This is a genomic window from Ruoffia tabacinasalis (assembly GCF_005864045.1).
GTDB classification, from domain to species: domain Bacteria; phylum Bacillota; class Bacilli; order Lactobacillales; family Aerococcaceae; genus Ruoffia; species Ruoffia tabacinasalis.
Genome location: NZ_VBSP01000019.1, coordinates 22,150 through 42,178 on the forward strand (window position 1 = coordinate 22,150; position 20,029 = coordinate 42,178).

The following is a 20,029-nucleotide window of genomic DNA, read 5'->3' on the forward strand; positions in this document are numbered from 1 at the left end:
GCGATACCAATTGTAAAAAAAACACCGATTAAAATACCTGTTCCAAGCAATCAAGTTAAATGTGGTATATAAACACCAACATTATCTTCACCCGCTACGATGGTGATGAAGAATGTATGGGTTTGAATTTTATTAAATCGTTCAATGACCATTTCAAACTCCAGTGATATGAATTAAAACCGCTCTCGGTAAATCGGCATCGACATACAACGCGGTCCACCTCGCCCACGGACTAATTCACTTCCTTGGATTTTATGTAATTTAATTCCTGCTTCTTCAAGCAAGGCATTTGTAACTGGATTACGGTCGTAAACAATTAACTCGCCTGGTGCAATCGCCAAAGTATTGGCCCCGTCATTCCACTGCTCACGCGCCGCAGCTACTGGGTCATCATCCCCGCAACGAATAAGTGTTACTTTCTCAATGTTGAGAGCTGCTTCTAATATCCCTTCTAATGGGTCCGTTTCCTCTTCAATTTTTACTTCGCCGTCTTGACTCGTTATCGTATACACTTTTAATTGGTCTTCTATTTCAGGATGAATCGTGAATTTATCGTAATCAACCATCGTAAAAACTGTATCTAAATGCATGAACTTTCGGTTACTTCCAATGAGAAAAGCCAGCACTTGGCTGTAATCTGTATCTTCAAAGACATTTTTTGCAAGCTTCTCAATAGAACGCGCGTCCGTTCTCTGCGAAATCCCAATCGCTAAGACATCCTCAGATAGCACTAAGATATCTCCACCTTCAATATAAGTCGATTCATCTCGGAAATAATACAAAGGGACGGAGTTATCTTTGACAACTGGATGATATTGGAAGATATACTTTCCATATATTGTTTCTCGTTTGCGCGTCTCAGAATACATATGATTCAAAGAAATTCCTTGCCCGATTGTCGCGAAAGGGTCCCGAGTAAAGTATAAACTCGGCATCGGATTAATTAACAAAGGATAATCTCTATCCAAAGTATCAATCAAAGTTGTACCTTCTTCAACCTTGACTTCATCTTTTCTAAATCCTGTCATTGTCTTGAGTATCAGCTCATAAGAATCTTCAATCGCTGTCAGCTTTTCTTTAACAGCATGGTAATGAGCACCCGGTTCTAAGCCTGATTCACTCAACCATTCCTCAATAAATTCTTCTCTCACATTCTCGTTGTCAATAGCTTCTGCAGCTAATTTCTCTAAGTAAAGTACTTCGACGCCATTCTCTTTTAATACTTGAGCAAATGCATCATGTTCTTTTTGCGCCGCCTCCAAATAAGGTATGTCATCAAATAGTAACGCTTCAAGATTAGCTGGAATTAAATTTTCTAATTCAATACTTGGGCGATGTAATATTACTCGTTTCAACCGACCAATTTCTGAATACACTTGAATTGGCATGCTTGTCTTATCAGTCATCGTCTCTTCCTCTCTTAATGCTATATCGCTATCTTACCAGTTTGATGAAAGAGAGAGAAATGATTACACTATCACTTAAATTAAAATCAATTCCACGATAAAAACAAGCATACAACTTGTGACTGCCACTTGAATTAAATTAGCGCCTCGCCAAGACATTAAAATGGCACCAACTAATGCTGCCAGTCCAGATAGAGGTGTCTGCGTCACTTGTAAAATAGCTGGGAAAGTCATAACTGATAAAGTAACATATGGAACATAATACAAAAACGACCGAATAAATGAGTGTTTAATTTGCCCTCTAGCTAAAGTCATTGGAATGACTCGCATCATATACAGTACTGCTCCACTGAGGAGTAGATAAAAATACACGCTATTCATCATGGATCACCTCATCTTCAATCGGATATCTAATTGCTGCAACACTTGCGATAATTACTGTCAAAACGATCGTCACGATTCCAGACGAAAAACGTTCCACAAGACCAATAACATCAGCAGTAAAACTCGCTACATAAGAAACAACAACGAAAAAAGCAATCGTCCGATTCACTTTTACTGAAGGAATAACCGCAGCAATGAACATCCCATACAAAGCCACACTTAACGCACTCACAATACTCAACGGGAGTATATTTCCAGCGATGACACCAATAAAATTCCCAATCGCCCACCATAATAGTGATGTCATCGTTCCATAGTAGTAGTAAGATTGAACGAATTTATTATCCGCTATTGATAGTCCGAATAACTCATCAGTAATACCTAAACTAATTAAGAAGCGGTGTCTCATTGGGATATCTGGATGAACACGTTGGCTCAATGCTAAACTCATTAAAATGTATCGAGCATTCACAACAAGCGTGACTAATACCACTTCCACAAAAGGTGCATTCGACTCAAACAAGCTATACACAGCATATTGCCCAGCCGATGCATTTAGTAATAAAGCACTTAAAAATCCTTGTAATGGAGTAAGGCCAATTGCCTCGGACTATGATTGCGAAGAATTCTAGGACTCGTTCAGAATGATAAGATTAGTGTGAAGTGACCCGCATACAGAAATTAGTTTGTCCCGAATACACCAATCTATTTTTCTAAAATAAAAGAAGCCAGACAATTAGTCTTGGCTCCCAACAGCTCTTATTAATATGCAATAATACCGCTGACTGCTAATACTGCTTTACTTACCAATGATTCTAAATCAGCTTTTTCATCCAACGTATGCGCGCCAGACCCAATAATCCCCATACTACATAAGGTCGGCACTCCAGCTACAACCCCAAGTGATGCATCACTCACGCCTTCACTTTTATTTTTTATTAAATCTCCATAACCACAATCAGATCCAATTCTTATAAAATGATCTGCAAGTTGTGCGACTGCCGGTGTAAATTCCATCGCGTCTAGATAAGATTCTATCTCGTAACGTGCAGTTGTGTCTTGAATGTGTGAATTACCGACTGCTTCTTCAAGGTCTCTGATTATTTCATCTTTGGTTGTTTGATTAGAAAAACGCGCAGCGATATTGGCTTTAGCGTGAGCGGGAATTGTATTGGTACTCACGCCACCTTCAATCAGCCCGCAGTTAATCAGTTTGCCGCGTTGGATATCAGTTTTAGATTCCAACTCAATTATTTTATAGGCTAATTCAACGATAGCACTTCGTCCGGTAGCAGTACCGCCCCCTGAGTGGGCACCGATCCCCTCCACTTCTATCGTGACCATCGCTCCACCTTTTCGACTTACTCCGATATGTTCGCGCTCTGTAGCGGGTTCAAAATTCAACATCATGCTTGCACCAGTCAACTCTTCTAACATGACCTCACGCGTATTTGAATTGCGGTGCAATGTTTCCTCGTCTCCTATAAACAACATCTTGATTGGATGTTTCTTATAACCTAGATGAATTAATGCTTTCAATGTATAAAGGGCAATTACTAATCCACCTTTCATATCCGCAATGCCAGCACCTTTAGCAAAGCGGTCGTCCACCATTCGAAAACCATGCTCACTTAAAACCCCTGGTTGAAATACCGTATCCATGTGTCCACTTAATACAATTGGTGCGTCGTTTTCAACATCTTCAGGTGTATAAATACTGACAATCGTACTACCAGCATACTCCATCTCAACCGTGCGAGACACTAGCCCAAGTTGATCAAATTCTTGCTTAAAAATTTCTATAATGGCGTCAACACCTTCAGGTTGATCCGGCCCACTTTCAATATTAACGAGTTGTTTAAGCAGCGACACCATCTCTTCATGCTGCGCTGTCAAATAGTCTGTAATTTGTTTGTATAGTGTTTTCATTGAACTGCTCCTATTCTACATAAACATCTTTAAGCTGAATCACACCAATCGTATCCATCTCCATATTATGTACGTTACCTCCAACGACAAATGCATTTGTATAAAAATACAAAGGAACAATAGGCATGGCATCAACAAAAAGCGCTTCTGCTTCTAATAATAAGTCTTCTCGTTTTTCTAAATCGGTTTCTACTCTTGCTTTTTCGACTAGTTGTTGATAATTCTCATCTTCCCAGCCGGTATGATTACGTCCATTGTTTGTCGAATAATATTGCTCTAAAAATGATGCGATATCAGAATATTCATAACCTTCTCCGCGTCGACCTAATTGGTAATTCAATTCACTCATATTAGATAAATGAACTTGAAATTCTGTCGTCTCTATCTCAACGTTGATACCTAACTCTTCTTTCCATCCAGCTTGAACAAATTGTGCGACCGCTGAATGTTCTTCGCTGACATTGGTTGACATCGAAAGTTGTAATTCACTTGGTTCACTTAAACCTAACTCTTCTAATCCTTTTTCTAGATGATTACGCGCTTGATCATAGTCAGCATCCTCAATATATGCTACATCTTGAGTCGCGTTTGTTGCGGTCGGCCCAACAATTCGCAATGCTGCTGTTTGATTTGCTTTTGTCACATTAGCAATTAGCCCTTGTCGGTCCACGGCCAAGGCGAGCGCTTTTCGAATATTAACATTCGATAAATGAGGGTCATTTGTATTCATTGCATAATTATAAAAAGCTGCCATATCTGACATGTTTAAATCACCTGATTCTTTATGTATATCAATCATCTCAGGTGAAATCGTATGGAAAGGCATCCCTAAGTAATCTAAGTCACCGTTTAAATACATCGTATTAGCCGTCGCCATAGATTCCACGACTTGAACATATACCTTATCAAGTCGAACCGTATCACTGTCCCAGTAATTTGGATTCTTCTCAATCGTGTAATCACTTTGATGATTCCATTCACTTAGCATGAAAGGTCCATTATTGATAAATAATTCGCTAGCATTTTGAGCCCACTCTGGATGCTGGGATACAATCTGTTCTGGAATCGGGTATAGCTCTGGTAATCTACCCGTAAGCTCTAAAAACTGTGGCATTGTTTCAGTTAATGTCACTTCCAGCGTTAGGTTATCCACTGCCACGACTTGAACCTCTTCAACTGCCCCTTCACCTTGATGATAAGCTTCTGCTCCTTCGATGATATAAAGTTCACCTGCACCAGGTGAGGCAAGCTCGGGATTCAAAACCCTTTTCCATCCATATTCAAAGTCACTAGCAGTTAAAGGTGTCCCATCACTCCAGTTGGATTCTCTCAGATGAAACGTATAAGTTAATTGATCTTGACTGACATCCCAACTCTGAGCAACACCTTGTTCTACATCCCCTTCGATTGTCGGACGTGTCAGCCCATCAAAGATATTCGCAATTAATGCGACTGAATTTTTATCCGTTGCTAATCCCGGATCAACTACGGGTTCATTCGCTGTTGCTAAGTTCAATATCTGTTCCGATTCTGTTGCAGTCGTCTCCGTCGAAGTAGCAACCGAGAAAACAAGACCAATGAGCACTAATAGACTCACTCCATAAGCAATTTTACGTTTCATCTTTCCACCCTCTATTATTATTATTCAATTCCAAAGAAAAACCCGCCTAGAAAAAAATCTAAGCGGGTTCTCTAAAATAGATAATAATAGACTATTATCCTATAAACTCGCATAGATTTTTAAATCTATGCGAGCATGACGAATCAAGCTTCACACAGATGGAGTTGTACTCCACCAGAAGCTTACTGTAAATGGATTCAATTGTAATTGTGTTAAAGAATTCATTTGGATTCGTCCTTTCGTTGGTTATTGTTGATTATAATATACCACATTTATTTTAATTAACAAGATATATACTCATTTGATTTCAATATAATAACGCCGATACAATCAATACAGCAATCAGTGCAAGTAAATGTCCACCGTTTATAATAATAAATTGGTGTTTAAATCCGCGTCTAATTGATAAACCTGTTAAGTTATTGAACGTAATTGTTACACCAGATTGTGGTACTGCCGTTAATGTCGCTGATGCTATAACAGCAACTCGGTGAATAAGTTCAGGACTGATTCCCATTTCTAAGTAATTAGGCGCAAAACTTTCCATTACAATACCTAACGCACCAGAAGATGATCCCGTTATACCTGCGAGTAATGATGATGCGACAGCTAAGCCGATAATAGGATTACCGGGTATAGCCATAATCATATCTTGGATAATAGCAAATCCTGAGGCACTCGTTAATACGGAACCGAAAGCCACCGAACTCGATGTAGAGAAGGCTGGCATAACTGATCCGGCCGCACCATTACTAAGCACAGTATTTTGAGATTCAATGTACTTATTATATAACACTGCACTTAAGATAATAGCTACTGTTAATGCAATTAAGATAATATGTGGTACTTTACTAAAGATTAATATAATCGCAATTAAACTAATAATTGGCGTTAAACTCAACATAACACTTGGTAAATTACCTTCATTCACTTCAGCTTCTTCAGGCAAATCAGCTTGCTTACTATCTCCTAAGTAACTGTAAAATGTTTCGTTTTTTCGAATGCTTTTATTTAGCTCAAATTTCATATAACCAAGTCCAAACAAAATCATCACGATAGTTGCTACGATACTCAAGAGAGGAGCAGATGTTAATGTTGTTCCTAAAGCAGTCGTAGGGACGGCGTTTTGAACAGATGGTGCTCCAGGTAACATTGACATAGTAAATGTCGCCATACCGAAGAATAATGGAATCGGGAATAGTTCCCAGTTAATATCCATTCGTTTGAATATCGGTCTAGCTAATGGTACAAGCGCGAACATCACCACATACAAACTAATTCCACCATAGGTTAATATAGCAGCAATCGATGATAGCGCTACCATTACTGCGTATTTATTTTTAAGCCCAACTTTGCTTAAAATAAAATTAGCAATGGAGATCGTTGCATTACTCTTCTCCATATACTGGGCTAATATCGCCCCCAACAAGAAGATAGCAAAGTTATTAATTAAGAAGCCAGCTAACCCAGCCATATAAGATTGTTCTGGTCCTATTAGACTAGCAAAAATATCCATCCGATTCGTTAAAATAACGATTAATGTGGCAAGTGGAGCCGCAATAACAATATGTAAACCTCTAACAGCCATCACAATAATAGCTATAATTGCAACTACAATACCTAAAATTCCTAGGGTTTCCATCAGAAACCTCCTTATTTAGTTTTCAAAACAAGCAGGGATTGAAGAGTCATATCTATATCAACCCCTATTTGTTCTAATTAAAATTAAACGCATCATTTTACCTTCATATTCTATGAATTGCTTAAACTTTCTGTCCTTCAACTGCTTCTAGAATCATCTTAGTAATTTTAGGTTTGTCGATTTTACCAACTGAATTTCTCGGAAATTCATTGAATTCTAAGTAAAACTTTGGAACCTTATGAATGGCTAATCGATCTTTGCAGTATTCACCTAGAACAGCTTCTACATCTATACCCGGTTCATTGAGTATGACAGCTGCAGCTACAGATTCTCCCCATTTTTTATTTGGGTAGCCTACAACAACAACATCATGAATTGACTGATGGCGAACAACCACTTCTTCTACTTCAGATGGATAGACATTTTCGCCTCCAGAAATAATCATTTCTTTCTTACGACCAACAATAGAATAGTTACCTTCTCCATCCACTTTCGCAAAGTCACCGGTTCTAACATAATTATTAAAAAATGCCTCTTTGGTAGCTTCTTCATTATTCCAATAACCACTGAACGTATGATTCCCTGCAATAAGTAACTCACCAATTTCACCCGGAGCTACCTCTTCATTTGCTTCATCAACGAGTAAAATATCACTAAACATAATGGGATTTCCAACAGATCCTCTTCTTGTAGAAGCTTCTGCTGGTGCTATCCAAAAATTATTTGGTCCAGCTTCTGTTAAACCATATGAATCAATCAAAGGTAAATCGGCATTATTAAAAGCATCATAGACATCACTTGACATCGGTGCGCCTCCAGATACAAATAAATCAACTGATGTCATCTCAGAGATATCTATTTCTTGTGTATTCATTAAATCATAGTACATTGTTGGAACCATGAAAATTTTCGTTGGTTGATATTCTTTCACTAACTCAAAAGTGAGTGTTGCTTCAAATGTCGGCTGAATAATAAGCTCACCTCCAGCCATTAACAGCGGTGTAACCAAGCTAAATAATCCGGCTGTATGGAACATAGGCGTGATTGTTATCGTTCGATCATCTTTCGTTATTCCCCAACTTGGTAAAGAATTCAATGCATTGCTAATCATAGCTCGGTGACTAATCATAGCCCCTTTCGGCTGCCCCGTTGAACCACTCGTATAGATAATAACAGCAGGATTTTCTTGCTGAACAGGATAGTTTTCAAATTGTTTTACTTCATCATTATTTACAATGATATCGTATTTAATACTATCCACGTCAATGAGTCTAAAATGTTCAGTTTGATAATAAAATGGATATCTAAAGTCGGATTCATATGCTAGAATCACTGGTTGATTATCATTAAGTATAGACATTAATTCATTTTCTTTTAATCGCCAATTTATAGGCGTAAATATCGCGCCTAGTTTAGTACAAGCAAAGAGAAAATCTAGATGACTTATACTGTTTTGAGCAATGAGAACTACCCGATCACCGTATCCTACATCTTGTTGTCTTAAATACACAGCTAAGTTAACCGCTCTTTGATTTAACTGTTCATAACTCCATTTTCTATTAAATTTCGGATCCACAACAGCATTGCGGTTTGGTGTTAAATTTGCTCTTCCAGCTAACCAATCAATTTTCATTGCAACGAATCCTCCTTATTTTATTTTTTATACATCTATTTAAACTGACTGAAATCTGCGCGTTTTCCAGCAATCGTTGCTTTTAAGCCTACTAAAGCTTCTTCAGATTTAAATATGTCAGATAAGCGTGATAATTCATAATCGATACCATCATCAATGGATAATTTAGTTTGCTCATCAATAATATGTTTAATTTCTTTAACTGAATTTGGTCCTTTATAACCAATCGTTTTCGCAGTCTTTTGTGCAAACTCTTCAGATACACCATCAGCAGCTTCACCTGCTAATGTTTTTTCAATATTTTCATCCGAAAAGGCTGTTAGTATTTCTTGGTAATCTGTAGGTATTTCACGATCAGCGTACTTATCAAATTGTCCTGCTTCAACTAAATCGCTAATCGCTTGGTTGATTTCAGCTGGCTTCACTAAACTAGATACAATTCCTAATTTATGAGCTTGCTGAGCTGTAATACCGCGTCCTGTTAATACATAGTATTTAGTTAATTCTTTACCTAAATGTTTATTGAATCGTAACATTCCACCATAACCTGGATAAATTCCTAAACCACTCTCTGGGAATCCGAATGAACCTTTATCTGTTGCGATAATAGCTTGGGTAGATAATGCTAATTCAGAGCCCCCACCTAGTGATAAACCATCTAAAATTGTAATCGTTAATTTGTCAGATGTTTCCATACGACGGAACAATTTGTGTCCTTTTGCTGTAAATTCAACAATATCTTCAACTTTATCATTCACTGCTCCGTCAAGGAAGAACTTCAAGTCGGCTCCAGCTACAAATGCTTTCCCTGCACCACGGAATACTATCGCTTTGACGGTATCATCTGCTTCAGCTTTATTAAATGTGTCTTCTAATTGTCCAACAACTGTAGGGTTCAAAGCGTTCATCGCTTCAGGTCGATTAATTGTAATCGTTGCAATCCCATCAGCCACTTTATAATCGATAAAATTGAAGTCGAATGGCTCATCCAATTCTGCTTGCTTACTTAATATTCCAGCTACTGGGAAACCAGGTCTAGAATCGCTTAATTTTTTTACAATATCGTAAATGTACTTAACACCGTATTTATTTGCTAATTGGAATGGACCTGTCTTCCATCTAAGTCCAACAACAGCTCCACGGTCCGTATCTTCAATCGAAGCGATCCCTTCATCAACTAATGCCGTTGCTGCACCAATCGATGTTGCTAATAAGCGTTCTGCAATGATATCGAATTTAGATTCATCCACTTCACCATCTTCCACATCCCAGAACTCATTCGCTTCTACTTGGTCAGCTAATGTTTTTGGTGGAGCATAGAATTCACTAATTTCTGCAGCTAAAGTATTAGCAGAATGATACGCAATTGGAATACCAGAAGCATTCATTAAAGTGAATGGTCCCATACTAATTTTGAAGGTCTTCTCGGCTGCTTTATCAATCGTTGCTTTGTTAGCAACACCTTCTTCATATAAACGCACACTTTCAGTTAACCAGGGGACGAAGAAGCGGTTAACCGCAAAACCTGGTGAATCTTTAACGATGATTGATGTTTTATTATGTAAATCCGCAAACTTGTTCGCAATCGCTACAGTTTCTTCACTAGTTCCATCATGCGAAATAATTTCTAACAAACGATTTTTTGCCGGATGGAAGAAATAGTGCATCCCAATAAAACGGTCGGGGCGATTCGTTATTTTAGCTAAGTCTCGGACATAAAAACTTGATGTATTTGAACTTAAGATTGCTTCTGGCTTACAAACTTCATCTAATTGTTTCAATACAGCAGTCTTAACGTCCATATCTTCAAATACTGCTTCAACAACAAAATCAACATCTTTTAAATCCTTATAATCTGTTGTCAGTGTAATTAAATTTAATGTCTTTTCTACATAAGCTTCATTAAATACGCCACGTTCAATTCCTTCATGCAGCATATCTTTAATCTTTTGAAGTCCATTTTCTACTTGCTCTTGAGTTACATCCACTAATGTTACTGGGATACCTTCTTGAGCTATTTTTTGAGCAATGCCTGATCCCATTGTTCCGGCACCAATAATCGCAGCTGTAAATTTCTCAGTCATATTCTCACTCCTATAATTTTGCCTCGCTATTTATTTTTAAAATATATAGTTTGACCCTCTATTCGAAAGCCAAACTAATATAGCGCTTGATTATTTCTTGTAGTTTCCATTCTCTAATAACAATGCAATACCTTGTCCTCCACCAATACATGCAGATGCGATAGCATAGCGAATTTCTGGACGGTTTTTAAATTCATATAATAACGATGTAATAATACGTGCACCAGACATACCTAATGGGTGTCCTAATGCTACTGCACCACCATGTGGATTAAAGTTATTCTTGTAGAAGTCTGAATCTTCTTCAATGCCTAATTCAATTAGACATCCAATTGTTTGAGCAGCAAATGCTTCGTTAATTTCTAAAACATCAATATCTTTTTGTAGATCAAGACCTTGACGTTCTAACAAGTCATTAATCGCATAAACTGGTCCTAACCCCATAAATTCAGGTTCACATCCTGAGATTTGGTAATCTACAACGCGAGCCATAACTTCTAGACCCTTCTCTTTTGCAACTGTTTGTGTTGTAAAGATTTCGAAGGCTGCACCGTCATTTAATCCTGATGCATTTCCTGCTGTTACAACGCCCTCTTTTTCAAAAGCTGGTCTTAGCTTAGCTAAACTTTCCATACTTGTACCTGGACGAGGGTGACCATCTGTTTCTACAGTTGTAACTTTCCCACGACGACCTGGTACATCAACTGGAACGATTTCCTGAGCGAAGCGCCCATCTTCTAAAGCTTTAGCTGCTTTACGTTGAGACTCAACGGCGAATTCATCTGAACGTTCACGTGTAATTGAATACTTACGCGCTACGTTCTCAGCAGTGTTACCCATATGCCCAACTCCAGAATCTTTACCAGATGCAGAACGGTGTCCTTCTAAGTTAGCATCAATAAGAGTTTGATCTCCCATTTTAAATCCATCGTACCGAACTGATTCTGGTAAGTAGAATGGAGCTCGAGATAAAGATTCTGCTCCTCCAGCGGCAACCATCGTTTTGTTCGATAATAATAATTCTTGTACTGCAGAAACGGCAGATTGAATACCTGATCCACAAATTCGATTAATTGTCATCCCTGTCATGGCTTTAGATAAGCCGGCGTTGATTCCGATAATATTCCCCAAGTTATTCGTTGTTTGTGACCCTGTAACGTGTCCAACAATAACCTCTTGAATATCTTCTTTAGCTACATTAGCACGCTTAATTGCTTCTTCTAATGCGATAACTCCTAAGTCTTCAACTGGAACTGTTTTTAAGTCTCCTAAATATGCTCCTACAGGTGTACGCGCTGCTCCAACGATTACAATTTCTTCTTGTTTTTGCTTTAACATGTTTTTCTCCCTTTCCTAGTACAATGATTCGATTATTTTTTAAGAAAAGCCTTGTATAACGAACATATACAAGGCTTTAAATGTCAGTCTTAATGGCTTAAATAAATGCCCCGATACCTGTGTAGTAACGTCCAATGATTAATGAATTCACTTCATGTGTTCCTTCATATGTATACATACCTTCAATATCAGCGAAGAATCTTGGAATATCATATTTAAGTAATAAGCCATTTCCTCCAGCAACTTCTCTAGCTAATGCTGCTGTTTCTCTTGCTCTTAATCCATTATGTAACTTAGCCATTGATGACGCTTCTTCTTTATAGATACCTTCTTCTTGTTGCTCAGCTAAACGGTAAGCAAAGGCTAATGTTGCTTGTGCGTTCATTGCCATACGAGCTAATTTCTCTTGAATTAATTGGAAACTAGCAATTGGTTTTCCAAATTGTTCACGTTCACGTGTATATTTTAATGCAGCTTCAAATGCTCCTGCTGTTGCTCCAGCTAGTAACCATGCTACGTCTGAGCGTGTATTACGAAGGATTTTAGCAACGTCTTTCCATGAGTTAATCTTTTGAGCACGTTGAGACTCAGGTATTTTTACATCTTTCATAATAATCTCCGCATTTGGCATCGAACGGAAAAATGCTTTCTCTGGTGTAACAAAGGTCTCTACTCCTTCTGTTTCTCGTGGAATATAGAACATTTTAACTTGACCATCTTCAGTATCACGTGCAAATATTGCTAACATATCAGCAATTGATGCGCCTCCAACCCACTTTTTGTGACCGTTTAGTGTCCACGTATCACCGTCACGTGTTGCAGTTGTTGCCATTCCTCCAGCTACGTCTGATCCGTGATCTGGCTCTGTCATACATAATGCTCCCCAGTTATCAAAAGAGCGGACACCTGGCATTAATTCTGCTACCTGTTCTTCACTACCACCTAAACGAACACATTCATGGTATAATCCACCATTTTGTGTATAGAACGTTCCTAAAACTGGGTCAGTTTTTGCAATGGTATACGAACGGAATCCACGGAATAATTGAGAAATATAACCATCTTCGCGGCCTTCTAATAGACGAGGATCGTCCATTAAATTTAAGTCTAAAATTTTCTGTACTTCTTCTAATGGGAACGTCGCATCATGCCAATGCTTTGCTAATACAGGGTGTAAGTCATTTTTTAATACTTCTTCTAATTCAGCTAAAACTTCTTTTTCACCCTCTGTTAATTTTGATGAATAGTTATATAAATCTGAATAAAAAAACTTTTCTTCTTGAAAATCCTTATCTGCTCTTGACTCTTTAACCATTATTAGTCCTCCTAAAATATTTTTTGTGCTTTGTATTTTTTTGAATGTGTATTATGTGTTCAAACCATTTTGTTTAATAATTTCTCCTAAACCGCCCCAAGTTTCTTGGAAAATATCAGGGTTCATCTCTTTTAAGTCTTCTGAAATTAATGGCTCGAATTCCATATAATCTAAGATATCTTCTTGAACATCCACACCTGGTGCGTGTTCAATTAGTCTGATTCTTCCTTCATGTAAGTCAAAGACTGCTCGCTCTGTCACATATAGAAGTTTCTGACCATTCTCTGTGGCATACTTACCTGAGAAACTGACTTGTTCAACGTTACTCACAAATTTTGGTCCTTTACCTTGATCATCAATGACTAATTTACCATTCTCAATATGTGCTTTACCGCCGATAGTAAATGTTCCAACGAAAACTAAATGATGCGTATTTTGAGAAATGTTAATGAAACCACCTGGGCCAGGTACTTTAGGTCCAAATTTTGTTACGTTATTATTTCCTTCTGCATCAATCTCACCAATACCTAAAACTGATAAATCCAGACCGTTACCATCATAGAAATCAAACTGGTTTGCCATTGGTATTGATGCTTCAGCGTTGCGTGAACCCCCGAAGTCCAAGCCACTATTTGGCTTACCACCCCATAATCCCATCTCTAAAGTAACTGTATACTCATCTGCTACTCCCTCTTCAGATGCTACAGAGGCGACCATATCTGGTGTTCCAATACCTAGGTTGATTAATGAATCCGGTGACAATTCCATTGCTGCACGACGTCCAATGATTTTACGTGTCGTTAATGGCAATGGTTTTTCTGATCCTAGAGGAACCTTGATATCGTTTGAAAACTCTGGGTTAAAATGCGTACCCATTGTTTGATAGTGGTATTCTGGTTCGGATTCAACGATATAATCAATTAATCCACCTGGAACTAAAATTTCTTTAGCATGAAGCTGCCCGTTATCAACAACTTTTTTTACTTGAGCAATTACGATTCCGCCCTTTTTCTTGGTAGCCATTGCTAATTCAAGTTGCTCTAACTTACATGTTTCGTCTTGTACGTTTAAGTTCCCATTTTCATCTGCGTATGTACCGCGGATAAATGCAACGTCGATATCAAAATCGGGGTATTTCAGCCACTCTTCACCATCAAATTCAACTAATCGAACGAGCTCTTCAGTCGTCTTTGGTGTTGATTTAGCACCTTCTAAACGCGGATCCACGAATGTCTTTAATCCAACTTTTGTTAAGAAAGGTTTCCCACCAGCGATTGATCTATATAATTGAGTGAATACTCCTTGAGGGAATAAGTATGCTTCAAGTTTATTGTCTACAATTGCTTTTACTGTGTTTGGAGATGATCCAACATGTCCTGCAATGATACGTTTTAATAAACCATCTGCTAATAGGTGGTCTGCACCTCTTCCAGGTGTATTATTACCAATTCCACATGACCACATGAATGTAATGTCTTTTGGATGTTGTTCCTTTTCGTAACGTTCTTTCACTCCGACTAATAATTGTTCTGGTAATCCTCCTAGCCCAAAAGTCGCAGTAGCCAGTAAGTCGCCGTCATTCACTAATTCTGCGACCTCTAAATAAGAAATCACTTTACTTTTTTTTGCCATTTAAATTCTCCTTTAATGTTTTATTACTTTAAACATTTTTTTTGAACTTGATTCGATTTAAATTATTCGTAGTCGTAGAATCCTTTACCAGCTTTCTTACCATTACGCCCTGCACGCATCATGTTTTTCATTAATAAAGGTGGAGCCCAACGGTTGTCAGCAAACTCTTTTTGGAAGTACTCCATCACAAAGTATCCGATATCTACACCTGCATAATCTTGTAACTCAAATGCACCCATTGGATGGTTTAATCCGTAACGCATTGCTTTATCAATATCTTCTTTTGATGCAATACCTTCTTCTAAGACTTTAATCGCTTCAATAAATTGTGGAATCATGATACGATTCACAATAAATCCGGGTACGTCTTTTTTCACTTCTACAACTTCTTTTTTAGCACTTTCAGCTACTTGGCGTAACGTTTCGACTGTTTCATCTGATGTCTCTAATCCACGAATAACTTCAACTAACTTCATAATTTGTGCTGGATTAAAGAAGTGCATTCCTGCAACACGTGATGGATTTTTAACTACTGAAGCAATCTCAGTAATTGACATTGATGAAGTATTTGTTGCTAATACAACATCTTCACGAACAATCTCATCCAACTCTTTAAATACTTGTTGTTTGATATCCATATCTTCAATAACAACCTCAATAACTAAATCAACATCTTTCATATCTTGTAGTGAAGTTGTTGCTGTAATTCGATTTAGAACTTCTTGCTTACCTTCTTCTGTTAACTTACCTCGCTTAATACTGTTATCCATGAATTTGCTAATTCGATCTAAACCAGTTTGTACGTACTCTTCTTTTATATCTCTTAAGATTACTTTATAGCCATTAGTAGCCATCACAATCGCAATTCCTGATCCCATTGCTCCTGCTCCAACCACTCCAATTGTTTTAATATTTGCCATTTTACTTCCGCCTTTCATATCGGTTATCTTATTTATACTCATATAATACCTTTAACTGAAAGCGGTATCATTGTAGGTTATGCGGAAAAAATTTTGATTTTTGAACACTTTGTAGGAAAGCGTTTTCAAAACGGTCAAAGAGATACAAAAAAGCTTCGCTATTAAAGCAAAGCTTATTCTATAATCATCTTATTTAAAAATATCATTTCCATGAAGTTCATATAATTTATATGCTAAGACAAGATTAAATCGTTCATCGAAATTATCAAGTTCAAGATCTAAAATTCCTTGAATCTTTTCTAGGCGGTAATTTAACGAACTCCTATGAATGTATAATTCACTAGCTGTCGCACTCACATTACCATTATTCGCTAAAAAGACTTTCAATGTGTCGAACAAATCAACTTGTTGATTATCTGATAATTCATATAACTTTTTTAGATAATTATTAACAAACAACTTAGACGCTGGATTCTCCTTGACCCAATTAAGTATTGTGTAAGATCCCATTTGGTCAAAAAAAGCATATGGTTGTTCAAATTCAGATTTTAGTAAAATATTCGTCACTTGTTGGGCTTTTTGATAATTTTCATAATATTGACTTGGTATTTCAGCAACCCCACCGATTCCAATGACAAAGTCTATCGCATATCCATTTTCTTCTATAGAACGCTTCAAGTAATTGTATTGATTCTCCCAGTAGTTTTTCGAAATTACTTTAGTTACGGGCGTAAAAATCACTAATTGATCCTCGATAACTGCTGTAATGACCTTACTATTATAATTTGTAATCAATACACGCATAAGATCAATATGTTTATTGGTTTTTGCCTTTTCTTCAATGATATTCTGAGCTGAATACTCTGGTAAGCTTATTCTTAAGATTGAAATTCTATGAGGCATATACAAATCCCAGTTAAATAAATTGGCATATTCTAAAATGTCCTGTACATCCTCAATAGATTTGTACAACAAACGCTCTACAAATGATCCTTTTATTTGTTCTTGAGCATTGATTGCAATTTTTTGTTTTGTAAATTGTAAAGAATATACGTTTTTAATCATATTAATAGTCAAGGCTAGGAGTTCCATGTCAAAATTATCTGGCAAAGCAATTCCAATATAAGCATGTATTTCTTTACCATCAGATATTGGCATACCATCAAAAATATAATCTTCATTAATAACAAAATCAAACGTCACTTGTTTTAATGTGCGATTCTTTCTAGCGTACATTCCAGCTTCTTTAACTTCTTGCTTTGAAAATACATCATCATCGTGTAAGTAAAAATCTATCACATTGAAAAAGCGATCATATAAGATGATACTACTATTAAGTAGTTCCCCTAACTTCTCATTCATTTCTGTAAAGCCATCTGATTTTATTGTAAATTTCATCATTTCTTGTTGAACCTTAAGCATATTCTCTAATGCTTTCTTCTGTTCTTTCTCTTTATTAATCAGTTGCATATTTTCATAGTTAACTGAAAAGTAATTTCCAAATATTTCTAATTGATCTAAATCATAGCCAGTATAGATGTGCTCTGAGTCTTTCTCAGCATATAAAACGCCAATTAATTCCATATCTACGGTTAAAGGAACCGTTATTGAATGGTGACCCACTCGCTCTACGTTTGGAAAGTATGTATTCAATAAATTATCTTCGGTTAATTCGATAATACTATCTTTCTTTACATATCTATAAGTTGCTGGTTGCATAATTAAACTGTTCTTTTCTTCATTAAAGAGATAAATAGCTACAGAATTTGACTGTGATTCCCTTCCACTAAATCCTGTAACAATCGATACAAGTTCATCCACTGTTGTATCATGATCCTTTTGATTAGCTATTAGGTGCATATCAAACATTGATTTTCTTTTATGTTTGTTTCGATTAATCAAATCTAATACAATCGCTACATACTCACCTAATTCATCAAAATGACTTCGCATCTCATCATATAGTATCGTATCTTCTTGGTATCCTACAATAACGAGACCGTGAGCTATATCTTCATCTGAGATTGGCATTGTAAACCACGTTGAAAAATTGTTGTCGTCAAAATAATTTCTTAATACCGAGTCGTGTGCTAATAAATCATTTTCTTTTGTCATACTTCCTTCTAATAATAATGGATTAATATCTTTAGCTGGAAATGGAAATAATACATCGCGCTTAGAAGATTCTTCTCCACTCGAGTTCATTACTAATTGATCTCCTTCGATTATTCCAATTGCGACAACATCGCAATTGAAAACATTCAAGAATGAATCCGTTATATACTTTAATACTTCTTCTCGTGTATCAATTTTCAACATCTTTCGACTTAACTTGCTCAAGTGAACTGTTAATGAGTCTATAAAATTGCTTTTATCTTGCTCAATCACTTCATGTTCTCCCATTCATACTTCCTCCTAGAAACCGCTATCATTTCATTCAACTTTATTGTAGCATATTCAATAATGGTTTAGGTTATTTCTTTTCCACCCTCAACTTCACGTCATTTTTCGCATAAAAAAATACCTTCCTAATCTATAAGAGGTATCTTTCTGCACGTGACAGGGATATTTAGCTTACTTATTAAATATCTTTGGCCCTTTACGCATGTTTTTTATATTGTTTTTTGGCTCGGCCATTTTTTTAGATCTTCCGCCACCAACCTGTTTCTTTTTAATAATCTCTAACATTTTCTCTTTTGAATTCATTCTTCCACCGCCTTCATCTTTTCTTCTACACACTCTGTTTATATTAAGGGTTTATAGTTTGTTGTTCCATTCGCAGAACTCATCTCGTGACGCCACTGACCTCTGTCTATTTTCACAATGATTCATTTTACCTGATAAATTGTCAAGTAACAACTTTTTATTTAAACGGAATACAGTCTCATCAATTTTTCAATATCTAATTTACCTGGGTCGCTCATATCAACGAAATAAGGTAGCTGCCATTCCTGTGTTTTTGTCGCTTGATTGCTAGTCGGTATATCCCAACTAGGGTAAACTCTTAATGCCATTTTTCCTTTTGTAGAGCTTGAAATGAGGATGCTTTGTCTGAAAAGCTCTTCTTTTGGTAAAATGAATTGGCCAAATTCATTTTCACTTTTAAATACCGTAACAACTAATAAATCAGGTGCCGCCGAGTATTTATATGGTTGGTTTTTATCATTATCATCTTTTTCCCAAATGGCAACAAATTGCCCTATTTTTGTTGGTGTAATATTTGCGACTCTAAAACGGACTGATGTTGATGATACTTTAAAGACACCTGCTCCGTACTTAGCATTTTGTTTCTCTTCTTGGATTGATGAAATAACTATGCCGTTTGGTTTATATATTCTTTCATTCATATATGATAATGCTGTGTAAAAATCTTTCATTGACACACTTCCTTTACCTCGTTCAGCAGTGATGGTCTATTCTGCTTAAACTATTTTGATGCGAATTAATATTACAGACAATAACTTCTATCAGCGATTAAGACACGATTACTAACTTCTTACACGATAAGTTATCTATGATTTCTCCCACCTATAATAAATAAACGATAATAAGTGTCCATTCATTTTAAATTCATCTTTGGCTGTTTCAATATATTGAAATTCATTTTTCTCTAAGATTTTTCGGGATGCTATGTTAATTGTAGTTGTCTTCGCTGATATCTGTCTGATGCCTAACTGATTGGTGGTATCTAATAGTATCCTCAACGCCTTGTTAGCAATTCCTTTTCCAGTATATGCTTTCCCCACTCTATAGCCGACATGACCACGCCTCTTTGGTTGTTCGATATCCACTAAATTCATTCTTCCAAGAACTACACCTTCTTGATTCATAATTAAATAAAAATAAGATAAACCTTGATCTTGTTCGTCGATTAAAGCTTTGTTTCTTTGTATAAATGTTCTAAGTTATAATAATCATCCCCACGGCTCGGAACCATTTCTTCAAAATAACCTCTGTTTTCAAGTTCAAATTTAAATAGTTTTTCAAAATGTTTCTCTCCTCTGTTGTCAAATCAAATGCAACACTATTGTTATTCAAAAGACATACCCCATTAGACTTTTAGGTATAGGGTTTCCCCCATGGGGGAAATGTCGCTTTTCGATTCTTTTATAACTCAAGTCTTTA

General features: G+C 36.7%; 16 protein-coding genes. All 16 read right to left on the bottom strand.

What is annotated here, in order from left to right:
- Window positions 1-173: 173 nt before the first annotated feature.
- The 16 genes from arcA to FEZ33_RS06625 all read right to left on the bottom strand — a co-directional run bounded on the left by arcA (window position 174) and on the right by FEZ33_RS06625 (window position 19,797).
- A complete protein-coding gene (gene arcA, locus FEZ33_RS06555) occupies window positions 174-1,406 on the bottom strand; it encodes an arginine deiminase (protein ID WP_138404602.1) in 1,233 nt (410 codons plus the stop codon).
- Window positions 1,407-1,481: 75 nt separating this feature from the next.
- Window positions 1,482-1,790, bottom strand: a complete 309-nt coding sequence (locus FEZ33_RS06560; RefSeq protein ID WP_171031310.1) for an AzlD domain-containing protein — start codon at window positions 1,788-1,790, stop codon at window positions 1,482-1,484.
- Window positions 1,780-2,391: an AzlC family ABC transporter permease gene (locus FEZ33_RS06565; protein WP_138404604.1), complete on the bottom strand. Its 612-nt coding sequence runs from the start codon at window positions 2,389-2,391 to the stop codon at window positions 1,780-1,782. Before FEZ33_RS06565 ends, FEZ33_RS06560 begins: the two co-directional genes overlap by 11 nt.
- Before the next feature lie 161 nt (window positions 2,392-2,552).
- Window positions 2,553-3,719: a M20/M25/M40 family metallo-hydrolase gene (locus FEZ33_RS06570; RefSeq protein WP_138404605.1), complete on the bottom strand. Its 1,167-nt coding sequence runs from the start codon at window positions 3,717-3,719 to the stop codon at window positions 2,553-2,555.
- 10 nt (window positions 3,720-3,729) lie between these two features.
- Entirely contained in the window at window positions 3,730-5,340 is a 1,611-nt protein-coding gene (locus tag FEZ33_RS06575; protein ID WP_138404606.1) for a peptide ABC transporter substrate-binding protein, read from the bottom strand.
- Between the two features lie 307 nt (window positions 5,341-5,647).
- Complete coding sequence (locus FEZ33_RS06580; protein WP_138404607.1) at window positions 5,648-6,982, bottom strand: GntP family permease; 1,335 nt, start codon at window positions 6,980-6,982, stop codon at window positions 5,648-5,650.
- A 121-nt stretch (window positions 6,983-7,103) separates the two neighbouring features.
- Window positions 7,104-8,615, bottom strand: coding sequence for a class I adenylate-forming enzyme family protein (locus FEZ33_RS06585; protein ID WP_138404608.1), 1,512 nt, complete (start codon window positions 8,613-8,615; stop codon window positions 7,104-7,106).
- Window positions 8,616-8,650: 35 nt separating this feature from the next.
- Complete coding sequence (locus FEZ33_RS06590; RefSeq protein ID WP_138404609.1) at window positions 8,651-10,699, bottom strand: 3-hydroxyacyl-CoA dehydrogenase/enoyl-CoA hydratase family protein; 2,049 nt, start codon at window positions 10,697-10,699, stop codon at window positions 8,651-8,653.
- A 90-nt stretch (window positions 10,700-10,789) separates the two neighbouring features.
- Complete coding sequence (locus FEZ33_RS06595; protein WP_138404610.1) at window positions 10,790-12,037, bottom strand: thiolase family protein; 1,248 nt, start codon at window positions 12,035-12,037, stop codon at window positions 10,790-10,792.
- A 97-nt stretch (window positions 12,038-12,134) separates the two neighbouring features.
- Window positions 12,135-13,352 (bottom strand): acyl-CoA dehydrogenase family protein, encoded by a 1,218-nt coding sequence (locus FEZ33_RS06600; protein ID WP_138404611.1) that lies wholly within the window; start codon window positions 13,350-13,352, stop codon window positions 12,135-12,137.
- Between the two features lie 51 nt (window positions 13,353-13,403).
- Window positions 13,404-14,984 carry an acyl CoA:acetate/3-ketoacid CoA transferase gene (locus FEZ33_RS06605; protein WP_138404612.1) on the bottom strand — a complete coding sequence of 527 codons (1,581 nt, stop codon included), beginning with the start codon at window positions 14,982-14,984 and terminating at the stop codon, window positions 13,404-13,406.
- A 62-nt stretch (window positions 14,985-15,046) separates the two neighbouring features.
- A complete protein-coding gene (locus FEZ33_RS06610) occupies window positions 15,047-15,904 on the bottom strand; it encodes a 3-hydroxyacyl-CoA dehydrogenase family protein (RefSeq protein ID WP_138404613.1) in 858 nt (285 codons plus the stop codon).
- Window positions 15,905-16,093: 189 nt separating this feature from the next.
- Entirely contained in the window at window positions 16,094-18,307 is a 2,214-nt protein-coding gene (locus tag FEZ33_RS06615; RefSeq protein WP_138404614.1) for a helix-turn-helix domain-containing protein, read from the bottom strand.
- Window positions 18,308-18,478: 171 nt separating this feature from the next.
- A complete protein-coding gene (locus FEZ33_RS12870; protein WP_268951509.1) occupies window positions 18,479-18,610 on the bottom strand; it encodes a hypothetical protein in 132 nt (43 codons plus the stop codon).
- A gap of 161 nt (window positions 18,611-18,771) precedes the next feature.
- Window positions 18,772-19,281 carry a MepB family protein gene (locus FEZ33_RS06620; RefSeq protein WP_138404615.1) on the bottom strand — a complete coding sequence of 170 codons (510 nt, stop codon included), beginning with the start codon at window positions 19,279-19,281 and terminating at the stop codon, window positions 18,772-18,774.
- Window positions 19,282-19,416: 135 nt separating this feature from the next.
- Entirely contained in the window at window positions 19,417-19,797 is a 381-nt protein-coding gene (locus tag FEZ33_RS06625; RefSeq protein ID WP_328590775.1) for a GNAT family N-acetyltransferase, read from the bottom strand.
- Between the last annotated feature and the right edge of the window lie 232 nt (window positions 19,798-20,029).

Coding starts and splice junctions, on each gene's coding strand:
- FEZ33_RS12870 (WP_268951509.1), bottom strand. CDS start 18,610: ATGAATTCAAAAGAGAAAATGTTAGAGATTATTAAAAAGAAACAGGTT.
- FEZ33_RS06610 (WP_138404613.1), bottom strand. CDS start 15,904: ATGGCAAATATTAAAACAATTGGAGTGGTTGGAGCAGGAGCAATGGGA.
- FEZ33_RS06590 (WP_138404609.1), bottom strand. CDS start 10,699: ATGACTGAGAAATTTACAGCTGCGATTATTGGTGCCGGAACAATGGGA.
- FEZ33_RS06605 (WP_138404612.1), bottom strand. CDS start 14,984: ATGGCAAAAAAAAGTAAAGTGATTTCTTATTTAGAGGTCGCAGAATTA.
- FEZ33_RS06620 (WP_138404615.1), bottom strand. CDS start 19,281: ATGAAAGATTTTTACACAGCATTATCATATATGAATGAAAGAATATAT.
- FEZ33_RS06580 (WP_138404607.1), bottom strand. CDS start 6,982: ATGGAAACCCTAGGAATTTTAGGTATTGTAGTTGCAATTATAGCTATT.
- arcA (WP_138404602.1), bottom strand. CDS start 1,406: ATGACTGATAAGACAAGCATGCCAATTCAAGTGTATTCAGAAATTGGT.
- FEZ33_RS06570 (WP_138404605.1), bottom strand. CDS start 3,719: ATGAAAACACTATACAAACAAATTACAGACTATTTGACAGCGCAGCAT.
- FEZ33_RS06560 (WP_171031310.1), bottom strand. CDS start 1,790: ATGATGAATAGCGTGTATTTTTATCTACTCCTCAGTGGAGCAGTACTG.
- FEZ33_RS06600 (WP_138404611.1), bottom strand. CDS start 13,352: ATGGTTAAAGAGTCAAGAGCAGATAAGGATTTTCAAGAAGAAAAGTTT.
- FEZ33_RS06585 (WP_138404608.1), bottom strand. CDS start 8,615: ATGAAAATTGATTGGTTAGCTGGAAGAGCAAATTTAACACCAAACCGC.
- FEZ33_RS06615 (WP_138404614.1), bottom strand. CDS start 18,307: ATGGGAGAACATGAAGTGATTGAGCAAGATAAAAGCAATTTTATAGAC.
- FEZ33_RS06575 (WP_138404606.1), bottom strand. CDS start 5,340: ATGAAACGTAAAATTGCTTATGGAGTGAGTCTATTAGTGCTCATTGGT.
- FEZ33_RS06595 (WP_138404610.1), bottom strand. CDS start 12,037: ATGTTAAAGCAAAAACAAGAAGAAATTGTAATCGTTGGAGCAGCGCGT.